This window comes from Halolactibacillus alkaliphilus, from assembly GCF_900115465.1.
In the GTDB taxonomy this organism is placed as follows: Bacteria; Bacillota; Bacilli; order Bacillales; family Amphibacillaceae; genus Halolactibacillus; species Halolactibacillus alkaliphilus.
Window position 1 is genome coordinate 1 of sequence record NZ_FOWN01000004.1, and the last position, 20513, is coordinate 20513.

The window sequence follows — 20513 nt, forward strand, 5'->3', positions numbered from 1 at the left end:
GTTCAGTGAATACTTTACTTTCACAAGACATGTTGGTACAAAACCATTTTTTACTTCTCAGATAAATGCGTACCGCCTTATTTTGAATAGGTAAATCATCAATCACCCTTGTGTAATGACTATGCGCGCGACAACTTTTCTGATGGCAATGCGGGCATGTGGCGCTTTTTGATTCTATAAACGCCACAACATGAATACTATCGGTTTCTTCTGATATTGATACGATGTGAATATGAGGGTCAAGTGTCGTGATAGAATGAAGCATAACAATCACCCCTTTCACTATCCTATACCCTGTTTTGGATACTCCATATCCCCAAAGTTGCGTAAGAACCAAAAAAACCTTATCATTTAGATCAAGAAAGTATTGCATGGGTGAAAGAGACCATCGACAATATGACCATTGAAGAAAAAATCGGGCAATTATTCATTAATATGGGTTCAGAAAGAACGGAAGACTATTTAACGGGTGTATTAAATAATTATCATATTGCCGGCGTAAGGTATAACCCTGGAACAGCAGAAGAAGTGTATGATCAAAATAAGATATTACAAGAGAACAGTAAAATTCCACTACTCATTGCAGCAAATACGGAGTCAGGCGGAAATGGTGCATGTAAAGACGGGACATATGTAGGTTACGAAGTTAAAATAGCCGCGACCAATGATGTGCGATACGCTTATGAACTAGGACGAATCTCTGGTGTTGAAGCTTCAGCAATCGGTTGTAACTGGAGTTTTGCTCCTATCGTTGATTTAAACCGTAATTGGCGCAATCCCATTATATCAACACGTACTTGGGGACAAGATGTAGATTTAACGATTGAAATGTCCCTTGCTTATATGAAAGGGATCACAGAAAGCGGGATTGCTCCAGCTGCTAAGCACTTTCCAGGTGACGGTATTGATGAAAGGGATCAACATTTATCTTTTAGTGTAAATGATTATTCAACAGATATGTGGGATGCGACGTTTGGAAAAGTATATGGCGCCTTGTTTGATGCTGGACTGCCTTCCATTATGGCCGGTCATATCTCGCTACCAGAATACGTGAAACATTTTAAGCCTGATGCGACGATTCAGGAACAAATACTCCCAGCGACATTAAACAAGTATATTTTAACGGATTTATTAAGAGAAAAAATGGGCTTTAATGGTCTAGTTGTTACGGACGCAAGTCACATGGTTGCGATGACAGCATCAATGAAGAGAAAAGATATGTTACCAACAGCTATTGCTGCAGGATCTGATCTCTTTTTATTCTTCAATGATCCAGATGAAGATTTCCAGTGGATGCTGGAAGGATATCAAGAGGGAATAATCACAGACGAACGTCTAGAAGAAGCACTCACACGTATATTAGGTACAAAAGCAGCTTTAGGACTTCATAAAAAAGCTAAAACAGAACTTCTACCGGATAAAGAGACAGCTATGGCAACCATTGGCTTGCCAGAAAATCAGCGCATAGCAGAAGAAGTAGCCGATAAAGCGATCACACTGGTAAAAGATAATGAAGGGATCTTCCCACTAAATGTTAATCAATCACCTCGTGTATTACTTGTAAATGTCGAAGGTCATAAAGGTGGGTTTGGTGCACTCATAGGTTCAGAAAGTGTTCGACCTGTCGATACGTTAAAAGGTATTCTTGAAGAAGAGGGCTTTGACGTTTCTATTTGGGAATCAACGGAAGAACGGATAAATAAATTACCAGAAGCTGAACGTGCTCAAGCGGTTGCCAATGTGTATGCACAAAAACGTCCGATTAAGGAAATGGTTGATCAATATGACGTGATTATTAATGTGGCATCGGTTCAACCGAATACAGATCAGCGTATCCAGTGGCCGGCATCAAAAGGTACGCCAGACATTCCGTTTTATGTTCATGAAATCCCGACTATTTTTATCGCCGTTCAAGCGCCTAATCATTTGGCTGATGTGCCACAAGTTCAAACCTTTATCAATACGTATGATTCTAAACCATTTACTTTAAAAGCATTAGTTGAAAAGATGATGGGACGTTCTCCATTTACTGGTGTGTCACCTGTCGATGCATTTTGTGGTTTCGTAGATACACGTTATTAAAGTAAAACAAGTGACAAAGATAACTTACTCAATACAGTCACACCGCCCTGTTAAAGTTTGCAGGGGGGTGACTTTTTAGTTTATGTTGATAATAACCAGTAGATTGATTTTTTTGTTAATATCTGTTTCACTTGTATCAAGTGAGACGAGGTTGTTGGCTCAATCTATCACAACGTATACAACGTGTTGGTTTGAAGGAGGGGGTTATCAACGAACGCCTAGAAAACCCAACGGGCTTGACCTTGGGGTGAATAGGCGTTTTCTTTTTGTGTGTTTTTATGTGAGTAGCTACGCTACCTCATGTTTTTTAAGTTTACATATGCGCAATCTGTATACGTCTTGTCGTGAGTGTCTACTTGTACTATCATAAAAGAGTAACAGAATAAAACTCAAGTTATAGAAAGAAGGACATTTTATGAAAAGAAGTGACGAGCTTATCCAAAAACTAAATTTAAACCCTCACCCAGAAGGGGGATATTATGCATCAATATTTAAAGGGGATACACCTGAATCGAATGCTTTGCGACCACAGTATACGAGTATTTACTTTTTACTAAAAGAAAATGACCGATCACACTTTCACCAGTTAACAGCTGATGAGCTTTGGTATTTCCATGAAGGGTCAGCTCTTACAATTCATATGATAGAGCCGTCTGGATTATATCGAACAGAAACACTTGGTCTTGACATCGCAAAAGGTGAAAGACCGCAAGTACTTGTTAAAAAGGGGACAATCTTTGGTTCAACTGTAAATGGGGACTATGGTTTAGTTGGGTGTATGGTTTCTCCTGGTTTTTGTTTTGATGATTTTACATTATTTACTGAAAAAGAGTTGTTGGAACGCTATCCACAACACGTGTCAATCATTAAACAACTAACAATCAAAGATAGCTAAGGCGTATTTAAAATAACGATCACAAATAATAGAGAGCACGTATACCTCTGACGAGTGTCATTCACCTGTCAGAAGTATACGTGCTTATTTTTCTATTGATCAATGATAATCAGTTAAGTCCAATACAGTTTTTTTACCTGTAAGGTAATGTGCCACTTCGCGACCAATTACAGGTGCAGCGGTTAATCCAGAGGACCCTAAGCCGTTAACGACAAATAGCTGTCCGCTAGGACCGATATAAGGCAAGTTTTCATCCGTCAAAGGACGAAAACCGATGGAGGAAATTCCCTTTTTCAGTGGTGTTTCTTTAAAGTATCGCTTGATTTGCGTAAACAAATAGTCTCTATTTTCCGGAGAATCATTCATATTAAAAGATGTCGTGTCTTCATGGGTTGTACCAATCATATAATGATTTTTTGTAGTTGGAACAATATACATTGGACCAAGTCCCATAACAACAGGGGCAACGTCAGCTAGTGGGGCTTCGTGTAACATTACTTCCAATAGTTCTGCTCTTTGATGCCTTACTTGAGGTGTAGCTGCATATTCATTAGACCACGCACCAGCGGTATAAATGATGGTTCCGTCTAACGTTTGTGGATTAACAGATTGGGTATGCCATTGCCCACCGAGTTGAATAATGGCTTGTTTTAAAGCTGTTAATAGTGAAAAGCCATTGACTTGAGCACCGCCTTCAACGTAAACGGCAGGGTATTCTGTAGTCATACTTGGATGATACGTTGTTAGTTCCTCTGCAGTAAGTTTTAACACCTTCCCCATTTCAGGTGCTTCTTTTTGTTTGGCCTTAATCCGTTCATAAGCAAGACCTTGGATATAATCATCTTTAAATAAGCAAAGTGCGCCTCTTTGTCGATACCCTGTTTGCATGTCTGTTAGAGCCTCCAATTCATCAATGAATTGTGGATAGTACTTTGCGCCTTCTTTCACAAGACGATACCATTTTTTATTTCGCCGTTGACTTGTCCAAGGACAAATAATTCCAGCAGAAGCTTTTGTTGCTTGGCCGATGTCATCTCTGTCATAAATAAAGACCTTTTGATTTAATTGTAATAAGTGATAGGCAATACTCGCCCCGGCAATGCCAGCACCGATAATATGATACGTTGTCATGTTGTTTCCTCGCTCTCAAAAAAAGTGTCGAAACATTTGAATAAGATAGGTATTATGTCACAAAAAATCGTTAATAAAAATAATTAATTTTGTGAGAAGTAGGTGAAATGTTGGGTAAATTACGTTATAATGGAAACGATTGAATGATTTATATAATTTATTTTAAAAAAAGTTTTATAAAATAAATGTCAAGAAGCTATATAGTCGACTACTAATCTAACATGGAATCATTGTTCAAACAAGCAACAAATGTTGATGTTAAATAAAGGAGACGCGCCATGTTATCCCATAATGAATTACATATTGACTTAAAGGTCTGGATGAATAAAATCATTTCTATCTACTGGTTGATGATTGGCCTTGCTTTTATCGGTCAAATTTTAGGTCTGATTATGAATGAAATATATCAACTTTATCCATTTGAAAGCTTCCTTACTTACAAAGTCCTTTTACCAACGGGCACACAAGTCTTGCTTATGTTAATCGTCCAATATTTGATTAAAGTAAAAGAGCTTTACAAACCGAAGTTACTCACTGTCTTCGGTACACTATCTGCTTGGATTACAGCCTATACACATGCGACTGTACCAGGTTTGCAAGTCCTGTTTGTAATTTTACTTGCAGTAAATCTGATCTATTTTGGTAAAGAAGAATTACGTTTTAGTTTTATCACAAATATGTTAGCGTTAACTTTTCTGTATATTTTTCCAGATGTTAGGTTAGCAACAACAATCTTTGAGCGTTTCGCTTACTTCTTTATCTTAATCGCTGCATATCAGGTCTTTTCACTCGTATTAGATCGAGGAACGGACATATTAGACGTCCTAAAAAGGTCCAATGAACAAGAACGTTCATTAATGGTTCGTAGTGCCATGATGGAAAGATTAACGAAAGTTGACCCATTAACAGAATTATATAATCACCGGACTTTTTATGAATACCTTGATTTCTTATACGATCAGAGCATTCATTATAATATGCCGCTTCAGCTTGCGATTGTCGATATTGATAACTTTAAATCAATCAATGATACGTATGGTCATGATGTAGGCGATATTATTCTTAAGCGTGTCGCACGATTAATTGAAGACAGTGTGACGGAGAATGAAATTGTTGCTCGATATGGTGGTGAAGAGTTTGCGGTGCTTTTAACGAGTAAATCCATCAATGACAGTTATGCCTTGATTGAATCTATCCGATTAAAAATTGCAAACATGACAAATGATGAGATTAACAGTCCAATTACGGTCAGTATAGGCTTTCAACCATTATCAAAAGACTTAACACAGACACAGTTTTTTAAACGAGCTGATGAACTATTATACCAAGCGAAACAAAATGGTAAAAACCAAGTCGCTGTTTCTATTTGAAAAAGTAGCACATTTTTGTGCTGCTTTTTTTGATGGACATACCCAAGTGAAGGAAAAGATGATATGATAGGTTTGCTAAAGTGACTATGAGCTAGGAGGAAATAGAGTGACAAAAACAACATATGAAACAACCATTGATTATCTTGATAAAAAAGGATCGGGGCGTGCTGTTGTATGGCGTGATACCGGAAAAGAAAATCCAAAGAAACTTAAATTAACTATTCCACAAACGATACCCAATGAGAAAGTACAAGTCCATGTTGACGGTGAAGGGAAAAGGTGGATTAAAACAGATTATACGACGTTACTTGAACCTTCGAGTGAACGGGTAACACCTGATTGCCCACATTTTGAATTATGTGGCGGGTGTGTTTGGCAACACTGGTCCTATAATGGTCAATTGAATGAAAAAACGCGGTATGTAAAAGAAATGGTTAAGAACAATGGCTTTGATCCAGCCCTAGTTGAAGAAACAGTCGGTGTTGAAGGCGAGCCGTATCGTTATAGAAATAAGATGGAGTTTACATTTTCAAAAGAAGGTCATTTAGGTCTGCATGAACAAGGGAATTTCAGAAAGATAATTCCTTTAGAAACGTGTTTAATCGCCGGTAAAGAAATGGTTGATTATGCGATGGAAGTTCAGCAGTGGGCAAGTGCATTTAATTTATCAGGTTATGATAAAGATACACATGAAGGTCTATTAAGACACCTTATGGTAAGACAATCATTCTATACAGGCGAAGTGATGCTTGGTTTATTTGCTGCTGAAGCACCGACAGGCGCTTTAACTGAAGCAAAAGAAGCTCTTATAAAACGCATAGAAGAAAAGTGCCCAAATGTTAAAAGTCTGATGTGGTTTGAAAATAAAGATTGGGGAGATCGTACACAAGCAGAGGAGCAATATATCTTAAGTGGCCGTGATTTTATTTATGATGAAATGTTTGGCTTTAAATACCGTCTTTGGTTTGATACCTTCTTCCAAACCAATCCTAAACAAGCAGAAACATTAGTGAATTTAGCGATTGAAATGGCACAACCAAAACAAACGGAAAAAATGATTGATCTTTTCTGTGGTGTAGGGACTTTCTCCTTGCCATTCGCAGAAAAAGTGGGTGAGTTGGCAGGGATTGAAATTGTTGAAACATCTATCGCTTCAGCAAAACGCAATGCTTTGGATAACGGTATTCATAACACAACTTTCCTAGCGAAAGATGCAAGACATGGGATTGATCAAATGTTAACCTCGTTTGGTATTCCGGAATTATTATTACTCGACCCACCGCGCTCTGGTGCAGGAGGAAAAGTCATGAGACGAATTGGTCGTGCAAAGCCAGAGCGTATTGTGTATGTGTCTTGTAACCCTGAAACATTTGCGTCGGACATTAAAGAACTTGTCCCATTCGGCTACGAGCTGGTACGTGTCCAACCTGTGGATATGTTCCCTCATACGCCTCATGTGGAGTTGGTAGCATTGATGTCTAGGGTGGATGAATAAGAAGTGTTGATAGAATAAGGTTTATAGGGTTTCGCCTATGTTTATTTTATGTGAATAAACGGGTGGAATCCTTTTTGTTATTGGCTTTAGAAAGACTGGAATTTAGGGTTGAGTTGATAGAATAGATTTTGGATAGGGGAGTTGACAGGATAGATAAATGGAGAAAATCGTGTTATATTTAGACTAACTAACATTGCGAAAAACACACTAAATATGATTAGTTTAAGTTTGATATTTTCAATACGATTTCTGGAGGATAAGAAAATGTCTGATAGTCGAAGGGTTCATTTCATTCCACCAAGACCTGCGAAACGTAACAAAAAAGTGGGGATATATTGTCGTGTCAGCTCAAACAGCATGGAACAATTAAATAGTCTAACAAACCAAGTGTCTGCACTTACACGATTAATAGCGGCTACACCGAATTGGTTGCTTGTTGACACATATATAGATATTGCATCAGGGAAAACAGGGTCTAAACGTAAAGAATTTATACGTATATTAGAAGATTGTCAGGCAAAAAACATAGAAATAGTTATAACTAAAAATATAAGTCGATTTGGTCGTGATACGGTTGAAGTGCTAGAGTCACTTCATAAGCTGAGAGAATATAATGTTCGTGTAATATTTGAACAAGAAGGACTTGATACAGCCGATACAGATAGTGAACTGATGATTTCGATTATCGAATCTATTGCACAAACGGAAAATGAATCTCGTAGTGAAAATATTAAATGGGGTTACAGACGCCATGCAGCACAAGGTACGTCAAAATTATACAACCGAAAATGTTGTGGCTATGAAAATGACACAGCAGGAGAACTAATCATTAAGAAAGATGAAGCTAAAAATGTCCGATTAATTTTTGAACTGTATTTATGCGGGCTTAGCATTATTGGTATAAAGAGGGAGTTAGAAAAACGAGGAATTAAAACACCAACCGGAAAAGAAAAATGGAGCAAAAGAACAATTGATGTCATGCTGAGCAATGAGAAATATATTGGTCTAGTAAGGTTACTCAATGTAGGAGAACATCAAGAGCATTATGTGTCTGAAAACAATCATCCAGCAATCATTTCAAAAGAGCAATTTGAAGCGGTGCAGATTGAGAAGAAAAAAAGAAGTAATGTTGTGAAAACTGAAGGTGGTAATAAGAGGAGGAGTAGAAAGTACAGTAGCAAGATAATAAAAGAAAAGTAAAGAAAGGTGGAACAGTCATGTCGGAGCCAATGGTAATAGCCCTGATTAGTGCAGGCGCAACTTTAATAGTCACTGTAGTAACATCGATTTTAAATGTACGTACAGAAGTGTTTAGAAACAAATTTAACACACATCAAAAAAGACTAGAAACCAAGAAGGAAAACTTAAATAATGTATATAGACAATTAATCTCTATAATTAATCTTTATCCAAGTTCATCGCCAAATGATATTTTGAAACATATCGAGTATGCACCCGGTTATTCAATGGAATACTATGATGCAGTTTTAAGAAGTCTTGATCATCAAAGTGAAAATTTAAAAAAACAGTTAAATACAAATAATATAAATTATGAACAGAAATCTCATTTAGAAATTGAAATATCAAATCGTGAATATGCTAAAAATAAAATATCGGAAAATAAAAAAAGATATAATATTGCTAAAGCAGAGTATGAGAAATTTTGTAAAGCTGACAAGGTAGTATTTGATCTTTATGCTGGACAGGAAGTAAGAAATTCTCTTGTTTCATTTGAAGTTGTTATTCATAACGTGTTTATTTCAGGTGAAAATGCAGGTGAAGAGAGTGATCCGATAAATAATTTAATTCGTGCATCCCGTAGAAGTTTAATAAATAGTATGCGGAGTGACCTTGGTATAACTGATTAAATTTTATCTTAAATAGCCTAATTGATATTGGTTTAAAGTGGGAGTTAGAAAAGCGAAGAATTAAAACACCTACTGTAAAAGAAAAATGGAGTAAACGAACGATTGATGTCATGCTCAGCACCGAAAAATATATCGGTGTTGTAAGATTACTAAATGCTGGAGAACATCAGGAATATTATATTTCGGAAAATAATCACCCAGCAATCATTTCAAAAGAGCAATTTGAAGCGGTGCAAATTGAGAAGAAGAATAGAAGTAATGTTGTGAAAGGAAAGAGTGGAAATCGTAGGAGGAGTAGTAGTAAGTATAGTTCGAAGAAGGGAAGATAGAAATGAATGGAGAAAATCTAAAAATGAAAAATGAGGTGGGAATAAAGAATACAATTAATATAAAAACTTGGAATGTTGATTGGTTTAGAAATAAGAAGAGGTCGGGGCAAGAATGGGAATATAATGAAAACGATTGTGATTTAAATACATACATTAATATTGTAAAAGATATTAAGGATTTTTTGGATAGTCGACAAAATGCAATCGTATTATTGCAAGAAGTTCCTTATAAAATAAAAGATGGTGCAATGTGGTTAGAATGCGACTATCATAAGAAACTGCACAATGATTTTCCTACCAATGAATTTGAGATAGTTGAAAATATATCTAGGAATTATATAACAAGGTGTACAATTGCAATTTTAAAAAAAGGAATATTTAGTAGAGATTTAAACTTTAAGCCCTGTAACAATAGAATAATTGGACTAAACATTGGTGATGACATAACAGTTTTGGGTGTACATATGCCTACTAACTTTAAAGAAGATGATCAAAATGATCATATGTGGCGAGAATTAATTGAGTATACTACTGATAAGAAAGCCAAAAAGGAAAAACTTATTATCGCAGGAGATTTTAATGGATATATTGGATGTAAAAATAAATTAACAGAAAAAAGATTTATAGAGCTAGCTAGAGTTGCAAAAGATATAGTCTCTGATGATACCCCAACTTATATTGGACAAACACCGATTGATCACATATTTATTAATTTTAACTCAGATTTAGACTATAAAGTTGTTATTGAAAAAGATTGGGGCAATAGTGATCATAAGTATTTACAAGCAGAATTAAAATATTAATAACCTTTAAGTTTGTAAAATGTATAATAGCCTAATCAAAAAGAACATTAGAGTTGATAGGCTAGAGGTCCAACCCCTATAAATACAGACTTTTTGCTAGTTCCATCAAACTTTAAAATAGCCTAAGTATATCATGTTGAGAGTATAGCCTTGATGTCAAGAGCAGATAAATAAGATGTATATAAAACATTGATAAATCAAGGGTTTCAAAGCATAGTTTGTTTTCTTAGATGATTTTATAGAACTACTAATGCTTAGAAACCCTTATTTTTAGTGCTTAAGGGAACATGTCAAAGACTAAAATTAGCGTAGGGTTGAGTTGACAGGTTAGATAAATTAGGAGGGGTGAGGAGATAGGATAGATGTGATAAGCTGTTTTAAATCGCCTACACATCATAAGTAGAATTTTGCTATATGTTAAGTAGACACTAGGACTATAAAGGGGGCGTCAATAAATGATTAATATTACTAAAATAAAAGGGATTTCAAATAGTTATCCAGAAGAAGTTGAAGGAACGAACGAGTGGTATTTCTGTAGAGAAGAAGCGGATCCCTGTAATGATTTATATGATGCTCATGAGATATTTAATAGGGACGGATTATTTAAAGGAATTATTCACCACTTAATCCATTATCCTGATGGTAAAGTACATTCGCCATTTCAAATTCAAGAGAATGTATATGTTGAAAAGCCTATATGGAACAACGAAGAATTTAATTTTTTAGTGGTTGATTTTCAGGAAAAGATAATTCGAATTACAAAATACATACCAGAGAATGAAAAATTAGAAATTGTTACTGAGTTGTCTTTAGTAGAAGTTGAAGATTGCTATAATTTAATGCTTGAAACAACGCCACTTACCCTTGGAAGAAGTGGAAATGAGGGCTTTTATGAAATTATTTGGCCAGAAAAAAAGAAGATTGCAATCGGAAAAACAGAGACGGTATTATTTCGTGATGAAGATAAGTTATATCTATCAGAATGGTATGAGGATCCAGAATATCATGAAAATGTAATCGTTAGAGATATTCAGACAGGAAAAATAATAGAAAAAAGTGAAGGCTATTTGCGTAGATTACCTAATAATGTGTACTGGAAAATATAAGTATGAATTGTACGTTAGATTAATGACAGGAGAATCATTGCTAGTGGAGTTACAATATGGAATTACTGGTGGATACTATTATCCTAATAAAGAAAGAGGGACGCCTATTTTTGATGAGGATAAATTTTACAGTAAATGTAAAGATCTAGCGTCAAAAATAAAAATCCGCTTTAAGATATTAGATAAACTAGGTTCTCGCAGCTATTATGCAGTAAAGTTTATCTATAAACATGAAAACATATACGTTATGTGCAACATGTCTCAACCAATTATTGCTTTTTGTTCATATGAATCTTTTGATGCTACTGACAATGACTGTGTTTTTCATTGGGACAAATTCTTGGACATCGAAGAATTGACAAAGGAATTTGAAAGCGAATATAAGGTATTGAGTGTGCATGAACTTAACTCTTCATTTATATTAGAAGAACATGAGGAACTAAAAAATGTACAATCAGTGATTGAGCAAGTTGAATACTATAATCCTAAAACTATTGGTGAAGCGATTTTTAACTACTGGGATTAAAATGCATTATTTAATCTTTAAATAAGCTTAGTTATTGCGTGCTAAAAAGCCTACATTACTAACCTAGTAGCAATCTTAATATTAACTTAGTGCCTGTAACCGGACTCTTATTAAGATTGCTGAAAACGGATTGAAATACAACAAAAACAGAGAATAAGCACTGGCTTCAATCAAAGCAAAGATGATTAAAAAAGCTGTAATATATTGTGTTGAATTTTAAGTAAAATAAGGGTATAATATTTACAAAGGAGTTGGTATTATGCCTAATATTAAGCCGGTTTCCGATTTAAGAAATTACAATGATGTACTAAAAGATATTGGAGTTGGCTCTCCGGTATTTTTAACGAAGAACGGTAGAGGAAAGTTTGCAATCGTAGATATTGAAGAATATGAAAAAAATCAAGCTACTATAAAATTATTGTCTAAGCTCATGGAAGCTGAAAATCGCATAAAAACAGATGATGATTGGATGACAGAGGAACAAGTGAAAGAAAAGCTAGGGGTTTGATTTAATGTATAAGATCAAAGTAAATCCCATGGCAACAGAAGATTTGATCGAGATTAGAGATTATATCCAAAAAGAATTAGACAACCCAACAGCTGCGGTAGATGTTATAAAAAAGATAATTGCTAAGTACGAGGGGTTAAAAAAATTTCCGCTGATGGGAGTAGAATTATCTACAAAGATAAATGTGCAAACTGATTTTAGATATGTGGTATCGGGAAATTATCTCGTGATTTATCGAGCGGATCATGAATTTGTTTACATTTATCGGATTTTATATGCTGGTAGAGACTATCTAAGAATTCTATTTCCTAATGAAGTGGGTACAAATTTCCAAGAAGAGTAATAATAAAGAAGCGGGTATTCTCACAAGGAGACGGTGGTTTGGCAAAGTAGCAATAAAAAGGTGTAGAGTTTGTGATTGATTCAACAGTAACAAGAGAAAAGCGCTTAATTTGCCCGATAAAATGTAATTGACATGTTCCCATATACGACCTTTTCTCAAAAAAACAGCCAAAAATCGATTGATCTATTCCCTCATACATCGGGGTCAAAAATCAACTTCTGACATCAATGCCATCAACTCGGGTCATGTGGAGTGTATAGCCTTGATGTCACGAATAGATAAATAAGGTGTATTTAAAACATTGATAAATCAAGGGTTTCCAAGTGTAGTTAATTTTTCTAGATGATTTTCTAGAGTAGTTAACGCTTGGAAACTCTTATTTTAGTGTTTAAGGGAACATATCAAATGTTAAAATTGGCGTAGGGTTCAGTTGACAGATTAGATGAAATCATAGGGTTGTGGAGATAGAATAGATGTCAGAAGGTTCGTACAGAGCAGATGTTTTGTGCAATGGCGGAATTGAAAGAGTAGGTTGGATATTAAAGAAAAATAGACTAACTAAAATAGTGCAAATTTAATATAATGATAGTTAGCCAAGGAAATATTTATAGATGGACTACTCAATAGCCTTTTAGTGTATGAGACCAATTGTTTATTCAGATTACTTTTTGACTTGAAACTGGATGGATAATAAATAGATATGTGTAGTAGAGATTTGTTGGTTTTTATTGTGATACCTCCTTTGTTAGTATCACATGTTAACTCTACAAACCAGTATTATCAAGCGATAAAACCAATAAAGAACGATGTGAAAAAGAAATGTATTAGTGGAGGTATAAAATAAATGAGTTATGAGGATATTGAGACAATTAGAGGCACTTCGTTCCGAAGTGCCACAAGAACCTCAATGGGGTGTCAAAAAGAATAGTCAAGGCAAAAATGTCTTCTGGTATGGATTTAAGGGCCACTTAGCCGTTGGAGCCAAAAGTCAGTATATCTTGCAATCTCTCTTTTCATCTGGAAACTTAAATGATGGAAAAGCAGCTATTCCTCTGCTTAAAGGTATTCAAAATCGATTATTTCTACCATCATTACAGTATCAAACACTAGATGCTGGCTATGATTATGCGCCTATTTATGAGCAAATATACCGTATGGGTCAACACGCAAACATTGCCTATGACAAAAAGAATGAAAGGTAGCTCGTAGGGTATGATGAACACTTTGCGCCAACATGTTTCCGTGAACATTCATATCGTTACGACAGCTATGATCCAAAGTATGAAACATTAAAGTACACACGACCTAAAGAATGTAGTGGATGTCCCTTAAATACCGAAGGTATTTATCAAAAAGTGTACAAGGTTAAAATAACAACAGATCTTCGGAAATATTCAGCTCCTGCTCGTGGTTCACAGGCATGGAAAACGATTGCTAAACGTCGCAGTTCTGTCGAAAGAGTAAATGGCTATCTTAAGGCGTTTTTCCAGCTCAATAATGTTCGTTACCGTACAGGAAAACGTGCAAAACCTCACTTTGATTTAGTGACGCTTATTTATAATGCATCAAAACTAGCAGCAGATCGTTTAGGCTCATTCCTAAAGCAATATCAAATAGTATAAAAAATTTTTAAGACAAATATTGAAATTCTGGTCGTGTTTGATTTTTTAAAAAGAGCAATTATGAAATTGATTCAAGTATTTATAGAGGTGAAAAAATTATGAATGAAAAAATACTGATTGTTGATGACGAAAAAGAAATAGCAGATTTACTAGAACTTTATCTTGAAAATGATGGCTATCAAGTTTATAAATATAATACTGGCAGCGAAGCTGTAAAATGTGTTGAAGAGAAAGAGATTGATCTTGCTATTTTAGATGTTATGCTTCCCGATATGGACGGTTTTCAAATATGCAAAAAAATTAGAGAAAGGAGCTTTTACCCAATTATTATGCTTACTGCCAAGGTAGAGTACAGTGATAAAATAATGGGGCTTACGATTGGTGCAGATGACTATATCACAAAGCCCTTTAATCCTTTAGAAGTGGTTGCAAGGGTAAAAACACAACTTCGTCGTTATGTAAAATATAATGGAAATAAAGGAGAAGGTATTGCCCATGCTAAAATAGATGAGCACGATATCAACGGACTTATCATCAACCGAAATTCTCACAAGTGCTATATGTTTGGAAACGAAATTACGCTTACGCCTATAGAATTTTCCATTCTGTGGTATTTATGCGTGAATAGAGGAAACGTAGTTTCAACAGAAGAATTATTTGAAGCAGTTTGGGGAGAAAAATATTTAGACAATAACAATACGGTTATGGCGCATATTGGTAGATTGAGAGAAAAACTAAAAGAACCTGCCAGAAATCCAAAGTATATTAAAACTGTGTGGGGAGTTGGCTATACCATTGAAAAATAACGAAAAAATAAACTATAAAAGGCGTATTACGAGTCGCATTACCATACAGTATCTTTTACTTCTTGCAGGGTTAGCTGTGGGGTTTTTCCTTTTGTCTTTACTATTAGAAACTCTTATTCATAGTGTTGTGTGGCAACCGGAGAACAAACTTTATGTGTTTATGAAATTTGTTAGAAAGTATATTGTTTTGTTTGCAGGAGTCCCACTATTAGCCGGCTTTATTGTTATCACCTATGGCTTTATCGGAAAGCCTTTGCAATATTTAGACGAGGTTATTCTTGCATCGCAGCAGCTTGCGTGCCCTACCGACAGGCAAATTATTCTTTCTGATGATATGAAATGGGTTCAAGACCAAATGAATCAAGCACGGGAAACCTCTTTGCGAAATGCTCAAATTGCAAAGGAAGCAGAGCAACGTAAAAATGATTTAATAGTTTATCTTGCTCACGATTTGAAAACTCCACTTACTTCGGTAATAGGATATTTAACACTCTTGCAAGATGAGAGACAAATTACTGAAGATCTTAGAGAAAAATATCTCTCCATTTCCCTTAATAAAGCAGAACGACTTGAGGATTTGATAAATGAGTTTTTTGAAATTACAAGATTTAATCTATCAAATATTGATTTACAACTAACCAGAGTAAACTTAACAAGGTTACTTGAACAGCTTGTGTTTGAATTTAATCCGTTATTAACAGACAAAGGCTTACAGTGTAATTTGAATGTAAATGCAAATGTTATAATAAGATGCGATGCTAACAAAATGCAACGTGTTTTTGATAATTTGCTTCGGAATGCTGTGTTTTACAGCTTTGAGAACAGTACAATTGAGATTAGAGCTATACAAGATGATATAAAAACTAATATTATCTTTAAAAATCATGGAGATACTATTTCTAAAGATAAGCTTGATAGGATATTTGAACAATTTTATCGAATTGATACATCAAGAAGTACAAATAGCGGTGGATCCGGTCTTGGTCTTGCTATTGCAAAGGAGATCGTAACCCTTCATAAAGGAAGCATTTTAGCAACCAGTGAAAATGAAATTATTGAATTTTGCGTTACAATTCCTATGTCGTAAGAAAATCGTAAGAAATTCAGTATAAAAACTTGAGAAATCCGTTAAGGGAAACAGAAAAATAGCACGCTTGATAATGATAGAATATATCTTGAAAGATCAAGCGCGTTATTTTTCAACCTATAAGGAGGACTCACATATGAATAAAAGAACAAATAACACAAAAAAAAGACTAAGAAATTTTATTTTTTTATCAACTTTTACTCTTATTATATCTGTCGCTATATTTGCTTATGGTGCAATAAATGGGCAAATTTTACCTAATGATTATAACGAACCCTTTATATTTAATGTTGATAATTTAGACGATAATGAATGGGAATTAACTTTAGTGAATAAATGGAACCCTATTTCAAAAGAAGAAAATATAGAGCTTATTGAACTATCAAATGGTGAAATGGTAGATGAAAGAATATATCCGGACTTGCAGCAGATGTTCGATGACGCAAGGAATAGTGGTGTTTATATGACTGTTGTTTCAGGATATCGTACAAATGAAAAGCAACAAAGTATCTACAATAATAAACTTAAGGAATATAAAGCACAGTTTATGACTGATAAAAAAGCAAAAGAAGAGACTGAGCATTGGGTTGCACTGCCGGGTACAAGTGAACATGAACTTGGGCTCGCCGTTGATATTAATGCCGATGGAATACAATCTGCGGGTCAAGAGGTTTATAGCTGGCTTGCGCAAAATGCCCATAAGTATGGATTTATATATCGTTATCCCGAAGATAAAATTCATATCACAGGAATATCAAATGAACCATGGCATTATCGCTATGTTGGTAAAGAAGCTGCGACCGAGATGTTCGAAAACGGTATGGTCTTGGAAGAATATGTTGGAGAATATCAGAAAAAATAAATCTTTCCGCAGGTGAGTAAAGGTATAAGTGTTGAACATAAGACTTCCTTTGGCAGAAGCGAACAAGTGGTACACAATCAGAGATATGTTTCACTCATTACTTATTGTCTACTTGTTCTCATTGGTCTAAAAAAATAGTAAAGAGACTTATTTAAAGATTATATGCTTATGAAAAATAAGTTTGTTGGACTCTTCTCATATGTGGATAAATGCTATTCCAGGGAAAACATTGCCGTGAGGAATTTGACTAACTATCTGTCGGTCTGAATTTTAAAATAGTTTAAAATGGATGATTACTACCTTTATTCAGGTGCTTCCTTTTTTGTAAAAAATAATTGAAGTTTGTTCAGCAATTTCTAAGTATATTTGTGCGATAATATACAAATATGTGAAAAATAAGTCTTGAATATGTGATGTGATCAAAAAGGATGCTATCGTCTAGTATGTTTTTGACATCAATCATAGATGCCAAGGAGTATTCTATAATTATACCAGCAATAAATCGATATGTGGGCTAAGTAGATTATAGAGATATAAGCAAAAGGATGAAACTTTGAAAGGGGATAGAAAATAAAAATCACCCCCCTCAGTATAGTATTTGTTAAATTGTATAAGAGTAATGTGGTAACACACGTTGAGACGGTTGCTCTGCTGACAAGAGAATAGATGTATAACCCCTTGGAAATGCAGTATTTACGGTGTTTTCAGGGGTTTCTATATTTTGTTGGAGTAAGAAAAATGATGGGTTTTGGGTGTGTTTTAAGAGAAGAAGGAAAAAACAAATTGAACTCACCCATGAAAATGTAGTTTTGCTTTAAGGGTTCAATCGTTTATCAAAAGTATGTATTGAATAAATGTAGTATTAACCATTACTTTGAAAAAGAGAACATCAAAACAATAGATGCCAAGGGCGAGGTGCTACTTACCATTATGGTCTCTCTTGCACAACAAGAAAGCCAGCACCTTTTGCAGAACGTTAAAGTCGGACTACAATATCGCTAGCGGAAAGGAAAGGTTCATGTTTAATCACAACAGATTAAAGCGGTTATTAAACTGCTTGAATAAAGCGATTCAAGGTTTTATTACTCGCACAAGCTATGGGGATAAATAGCGGCAGAGGAGTAGTTAATCGGGCAACAAATAATGCAATTAAAAAATCCAACTAAAATTGTATCGCAAGCGAATGGTGTATTGCGTTATAAAAATGCTGAGACTGTTGTTTTAAACTGAGATGGAAAAGTAATTACAACTTGGGCAAAAACAAGTAGAGCTTGGGGTGAATTTTAAATGAATAAAATACTATTGGTAGAAATATTATCTAAACGAGAGCCAGAACTAGTAAGATATTTCTCTAATAATTTAATAAATGAGATTGATGAGGACCTAGGTAATCATATCAGGAACATTTTAAATGATGAATTTTTAGAAACAGGAATGGATGACCCTAATGGAGTTATAATTAATAAAAGAGGTAAAGAAATCGAAGAGCTAATTGATTATGTAGGAAATTTGTATATGTAAACAAATTTTGAGTTATTGGAGGGGTTATATGATTTTAAATATTGACAAGCATGATTTTTCTATAATATGGGATGGTGTATATTACAAGGCTTTATCTGACTATCCTCATATTAATGACTGGGAGTTAAAGAGTATTATTGATTTTGTAGCATACGAAAAATCACATGGTCGAGAAACTGAAGTTGTTGGTCCTGATTCCGTTTTAATAAATAAAATTAAAGTGGCGTTAGAAGGAGGTAATAAATATTTAAATGTGAGAAAACCAGATTTTATTTCAGAATGCACATCTTGTCAGCATAAAGGCTGCTTGACTGATTATTTATGCCATGTAGCGACAAAGGAGAATGCTATAAAGATAATTCAATGCGGAAGCCTATTATCTGCACGAAAAGTAAGAAATGAGCCTGCAAATTTGTTGATGACAGAAAAACGAAACGCTGCAAAGGATCCGATTGATTTTTTTGATTATATTATGTTTTCTTGGGGGAATTGTCAGGCTGGTGATCGATTAGTTATGGAGAGAACACTTGGTAGGATGCCCACTGAAAATGATTTAAGCAATGGATTTAAACCGGGAGTAAGATTTTATTTTAAATATGATCAATTAGCCCTGCATTCTGGGTGTACTTCAGATGGCTATCATGCTCTAAAAATTAAAGATGAAGTCATTTTAGAAGATTATGTAGATACGATTGTTATACCGAATAATTATCGCGAAGAATTTTCTAGCATTATTCCAGCCGCATTAAAAGACAATGTATTTTACCTAAATAATGACTGTAATAATATTTGGGAATGGTCTGCAAAAGTCTATGAATGTGTAAAGAAGGCAAAAATATAAAAAAACGAGCTTTTGCATATTGTGATCGTGATTAAACAATATTTCCTAATAGTTGAGTTTAATTAAAAGAACAAACTTGATGAGGCAAGCTTAATCGAACTACCCCCACCTAAAATTCTAACGAATGTTTGAGGAAGGTATCTTCTCGCTCTAAGACGATAAAATTAAAGGGAGGATTTAAATCAATGGAATTCAAAGACATAAAAGATGACTATAATAAAGTGCGTGAAAATGAAAGAACATCTCTTTCTAACTATCTTGTTGATATTCTTAAACACGACGAAAGATTAGCAGTCGTCACACGTGGTTCAAGTGGAAAAGGTCGTATTAAATATGCCTCCGGTGGAAGATTTGGCAAAGATGTATGTGACCTTTCAAATTGGAAATGGGTGGAGGTTAGGGGAAAAGATTGTTCGTGTATTATTTCTCTTAATATGTTGGAAACAGACACGAATAGCGGTAATGTTCATGCTTTATATGACAGAATTGGCTTCTTTGTTTATACTAATAATAAAAACGATGGTATACTAACAGATGAAAGAAGAATCATAACTAATATAGAATTGCCACTTGATGATACCAAAAAATGTACGATTAAAAACATCCTTGAGAATATAGTAATAAAGGAAATGTGGAATATGGAATATCCCAAGAATCAAGAATAACTTTATCTTGTATATAAAAGAATACATATAGATTTATGTAAATAAGTGACGAGCTGCTATAGTTAAATAAATACCTTATCAAACTAATAGCCATTTCCTTGATAAGCATCTATACAAGAATTTGAGCAAGGATACATAGAGAGGCGGAGAGGTAAAATGAAAATACTACTCGTATGTGCAGGTGGAATGTCAAGCTCATTGATCGTTAAAATATTAGAAGAAGAAGCAGAAAAAAACGGTCAAAAACTTGCTGTAACAGCCGTAGGGAGCCATGAATTCCAAAAAGAAATCAAAAATAATTATGATGCCGTCATGATAGCACCCCAAATCAGATATCTATTTGATCATCTTAAAAAGTTTGCAGAAGCAGAAGGCGTTCGTATTGAAGCCATACATCCACAGGCATACAGTCCATTAGGTGGTACTAAACTATTCAATCAGCTTCAAGAACTTTTAAATAGATAACGATTAGCGTCTTTATTATCATCTCGGGATTCACTTCATGCAGGAATTCAAACTATATCAATGATTTGTAGTCAAAGTCATACTATTTAAGTGGCTATTACCTTGAAAAATAATTTAATAAACAATTTATAAATAAATGTAGTAAAAATTAATAAAACTTGTTATAATTGCGTCTACAGTAACCGAGA

Annotated in this window: 19 protein-coding genes and 3 pseudogenes; 20 read left to right on the forward strand and 2 right to left on the reverse strand. The window is 34.6% G+C overall.

Annotated elements, in window-relative coordinates; all coding sequences use genetic code 11:
* Window positions 1-265, reverse strand: a 265-nt coding sequence (locus BM163_RS02615; protein ID WP_177200249.1) for a transposase family protein, incomplete at its 3' end; no start/stop codon positions are given.
* 110 nt (window positions 266-375) lie between these two features.
* Here BM163_RS02615 and BM163_RS02620 point away from each other — a divergent pair.
* On the forward strand, window positions 376-2082 hold the full coding sequence (locus BM163_RS02620) for a glycoside hydrolase family 3 protein (protein WP_220083664.1): 1707 nt from the start codon (window positions 376-378) through the stop codon (window positions 2080-2082).
* 415 nt (window positions 2083-2497) lie between these two features.
* Window positions 2498-2977, forward strand: a complete 480-nt coding sequence (locus BM163_RS02625) for a cupin domain-containing protein (protein WP_089799940.1) — start codon at window positions 2498-2500, stop codon at window positions 2975-2977.
* 99 nt (window positions 2978-3076) lie between these two features.
* Here the strand turns inward: BM163_RS02625 and BM163_RS02630 are convergent, their stop codons facing one another.
* A complete protein-coding gene (locus BM163_RS02630; RefSeq protein ID WP_089799942.1) occupies window positions 3077-4108 on the reverse strand; it encodes an NAD(P)/FAD-dependent oxidoreductase in 1032 nt (343 codons plus the stop codon).
* 278 nt (window positions 4109-4386) lie between these two features.
* Between BM163_RS02630 and BM163_RS02635 the strand changes: the two genes are divergently transcribed.
* The 18 genes and pseudogenes from BM163_RS02635 to BM163_RS02720 all read left to right on the forward strand — a co-directional run bounded on the left by BM163_RS02635 (window position 4387) and on the right by BM163_RS02720 (window position 20325).
* Complete coding sequence (locus BM163_RS02635) at window positions 4387-5478, forward strand: GGDEF domain-containing protein (RefSeq protein ID WP_089799944.1); 1092 nt, start codon at window positions 4387-4389, stop codon at window positions 5476-5478.
* Window positions 5479-5584: 106 nt separating this feature from the next.
* Window positions 5585-6973 carry a 23S rRNA (uracil(1939)-C(5))-methyltransferase RlmD gene (rlmD, locus tag BM163_RS02640; RefSeq protein ID WP_089799946.1) on the forward strand — a complete coding sequence of 463 codons (1389 nt, stop codon included), beginning with the start codon at window positions 5585-5587 and terminating at the stop codon, window positions 6971-6973.
* A gap of 264 nt (window positions 6974-7237) precedes the next feature.
* A complete protein-coding gene (locus BM163_RS02645) occupies window positions 7238-8173 on the forward strand; it encodes a recombinase family protein (RefSeq protein WP_089799948.1) in 936 nt (311 codons plus the stop codon).
* A gap of 17 nt (window positions 8174-8190) precedes the next feature.
* Window positions 8191-8841 (forward strand): hypothetical protein, encoded by a 651-nt coding sequence (locus BM163_RS02650; protein WP_089799950.1) that lies wholly within the window; start codon window positions 8191-8193, stop codon window positions 8839-8841.
* Between the two features lie 26 nt (window positions 8842-8867).
* Complete coding sequence (locus BM163_RS02655) at window positions 8868-9170, forward strand: recombinase family protein (RefSeq protein WP_258390158.1); 303 nt, start codon at window positions 8868-8870, stop codon at window positions 9168-9170.
* Window positions 9171-9172: 2 nt separating this feature from the next.
* The gene (locus BM163_RS02660; RefSeq protein ID WP_089799954.1) at window positions 9173-9973 is read left to right on the forward strand and encodes an exonuclease/endonuclease/phosphatase family protein; all 801 of its coding nucleotides are present in this window, start codon (window positions 9173-9175) and stop codon (window positions 9971-9973) included.
* A gap of 455 nt (window positions 9974-10428) precedes the next feature.
* Window positions 10429-11079, forward strand: coding sequence for a hypothetical protein (locus tag BM163_RS02665; protein ID WP_089799957.1), 651 nt, complete (start codon window positions 10429-10431; stop codon window positions 11077-11079).
* A gap of 43 nt (window positions 11080-11122) precedes the next feature.
* A complete protein-coding gene (locus tag BM163_RS02670) occupies window positions 11123-11605 on the forward strand; it encodes a hypothetical protein (RefSeq protein ID WP_089799959.1) in 483 nt (160 codons plus the stop codon).
* Window positions 11606-11864: 259 nt separating this feature from the next.
* On the forward strand, window positions 11865-12113 hold the full coding sequence (locus BM163_RS02675; protein WP_089799961.1) for a type II toxin-antitoxin system prevent-host-death family antitoxin: 249 nt from the start codon (window positions 11865-11867) through the stop codon (window positions 12111-12113).
* A 4-nt stretch (window positions 12114-12117) separates the two neighbouring features.
* Window positions 12118-12456 carry a type II toxin-antitoxin system RelE/ParE family toxin gene (locus BM163_RS02680; protein ID WP_089799963.1) on the forward strand — a complete coding sequence of 113 codons (339 nt, stop codon included), beginning with the start codon at window positions 12118-12120 and terminating at the stop codon, window positions 12454-12456.
* An 869-nt stretch (window positions 12457-13325) separates the two neighbouring features.
* A pseudogene (locus tag BM163_RS02685) lies at window positions 13326-14078 on the forward strand (transposase); the annotation flags it as partial.
* Window positions 14079-14176: 98 nt separating this feature from the next.
* The gene (gene vanR, locus BM163_RS02690; RefSeq protein WP_089799966.1) at window positions 14177-14884 is read left to right on the forward strand and encodes a VanR-ABDEGLN family response regulator transcription factor; all 708 of its coding nucleotides are present in this window, start codon (window positions 14177-14179) and stop codon (window positions 14882-14884) included.
* A 397-nt stretch (window positions 14885-15281) separates the two neighbouring features.
* A pseudogene (locus BM163_RS14230) lies at window positions 15282-15971 on the forward strand (sensor histidine kinase); the annotation flags it as partial.
* Window positions 15972-16272: 301 nt separating this feature from the next.
* A pseudogene (locus tag BM163_RS02700) lies at window positions 16273-16833 on the forward strand (M15 family metallopeptidase); the annotation flags it as partial.
* Between the two features lie 1287 nt (window positions 16834-18120).
* Window positions 18121-18354 (forward strand): hypothetical protein, encoded by a 234-nt coding sequence (locus tag BM163_RS02705; protein WP_089799970.1) that lies wholly within the window; start codon window positions 18121-18123, stop codon window positions 18352-18354.
* A 28-nt stretch (window positions 18355-18382) separates the two neighbouring features.
* Complete coding sequence (locus BM163_RS02710) at window positions 18383-19195, forward strand: hypothetical protein (protein ID WP_089799972.1); 813 nt, start codon at window positions 18383-18385, stop codon at window positions 19193-19195.
* A 185-nt stretch (window positions 19196-19380) separates the two neighbouring features.
* Entirely contained in the window at window positions 19381-19860 is a 480-nt protein-coding gene (locus BM163_RS02715; protein ID WP_089799974.1) for a hypothetical protein, read from the forward strand.
* 156 nt (window positions 19861-20016) lie between these two features.
* Complete coding sequence (locus tag BM163_RS02720; RefSeq protein ID WP_089799976.1) at window positions 20017-20325, forward strand: PTS sugar transporter subunit IIB; 309 nt, start codon at window positions 20017-20019, stop codon at window positions 20323-20325.
* Window positions 20326-20513 lie beyond the last annotated feature (188 nt).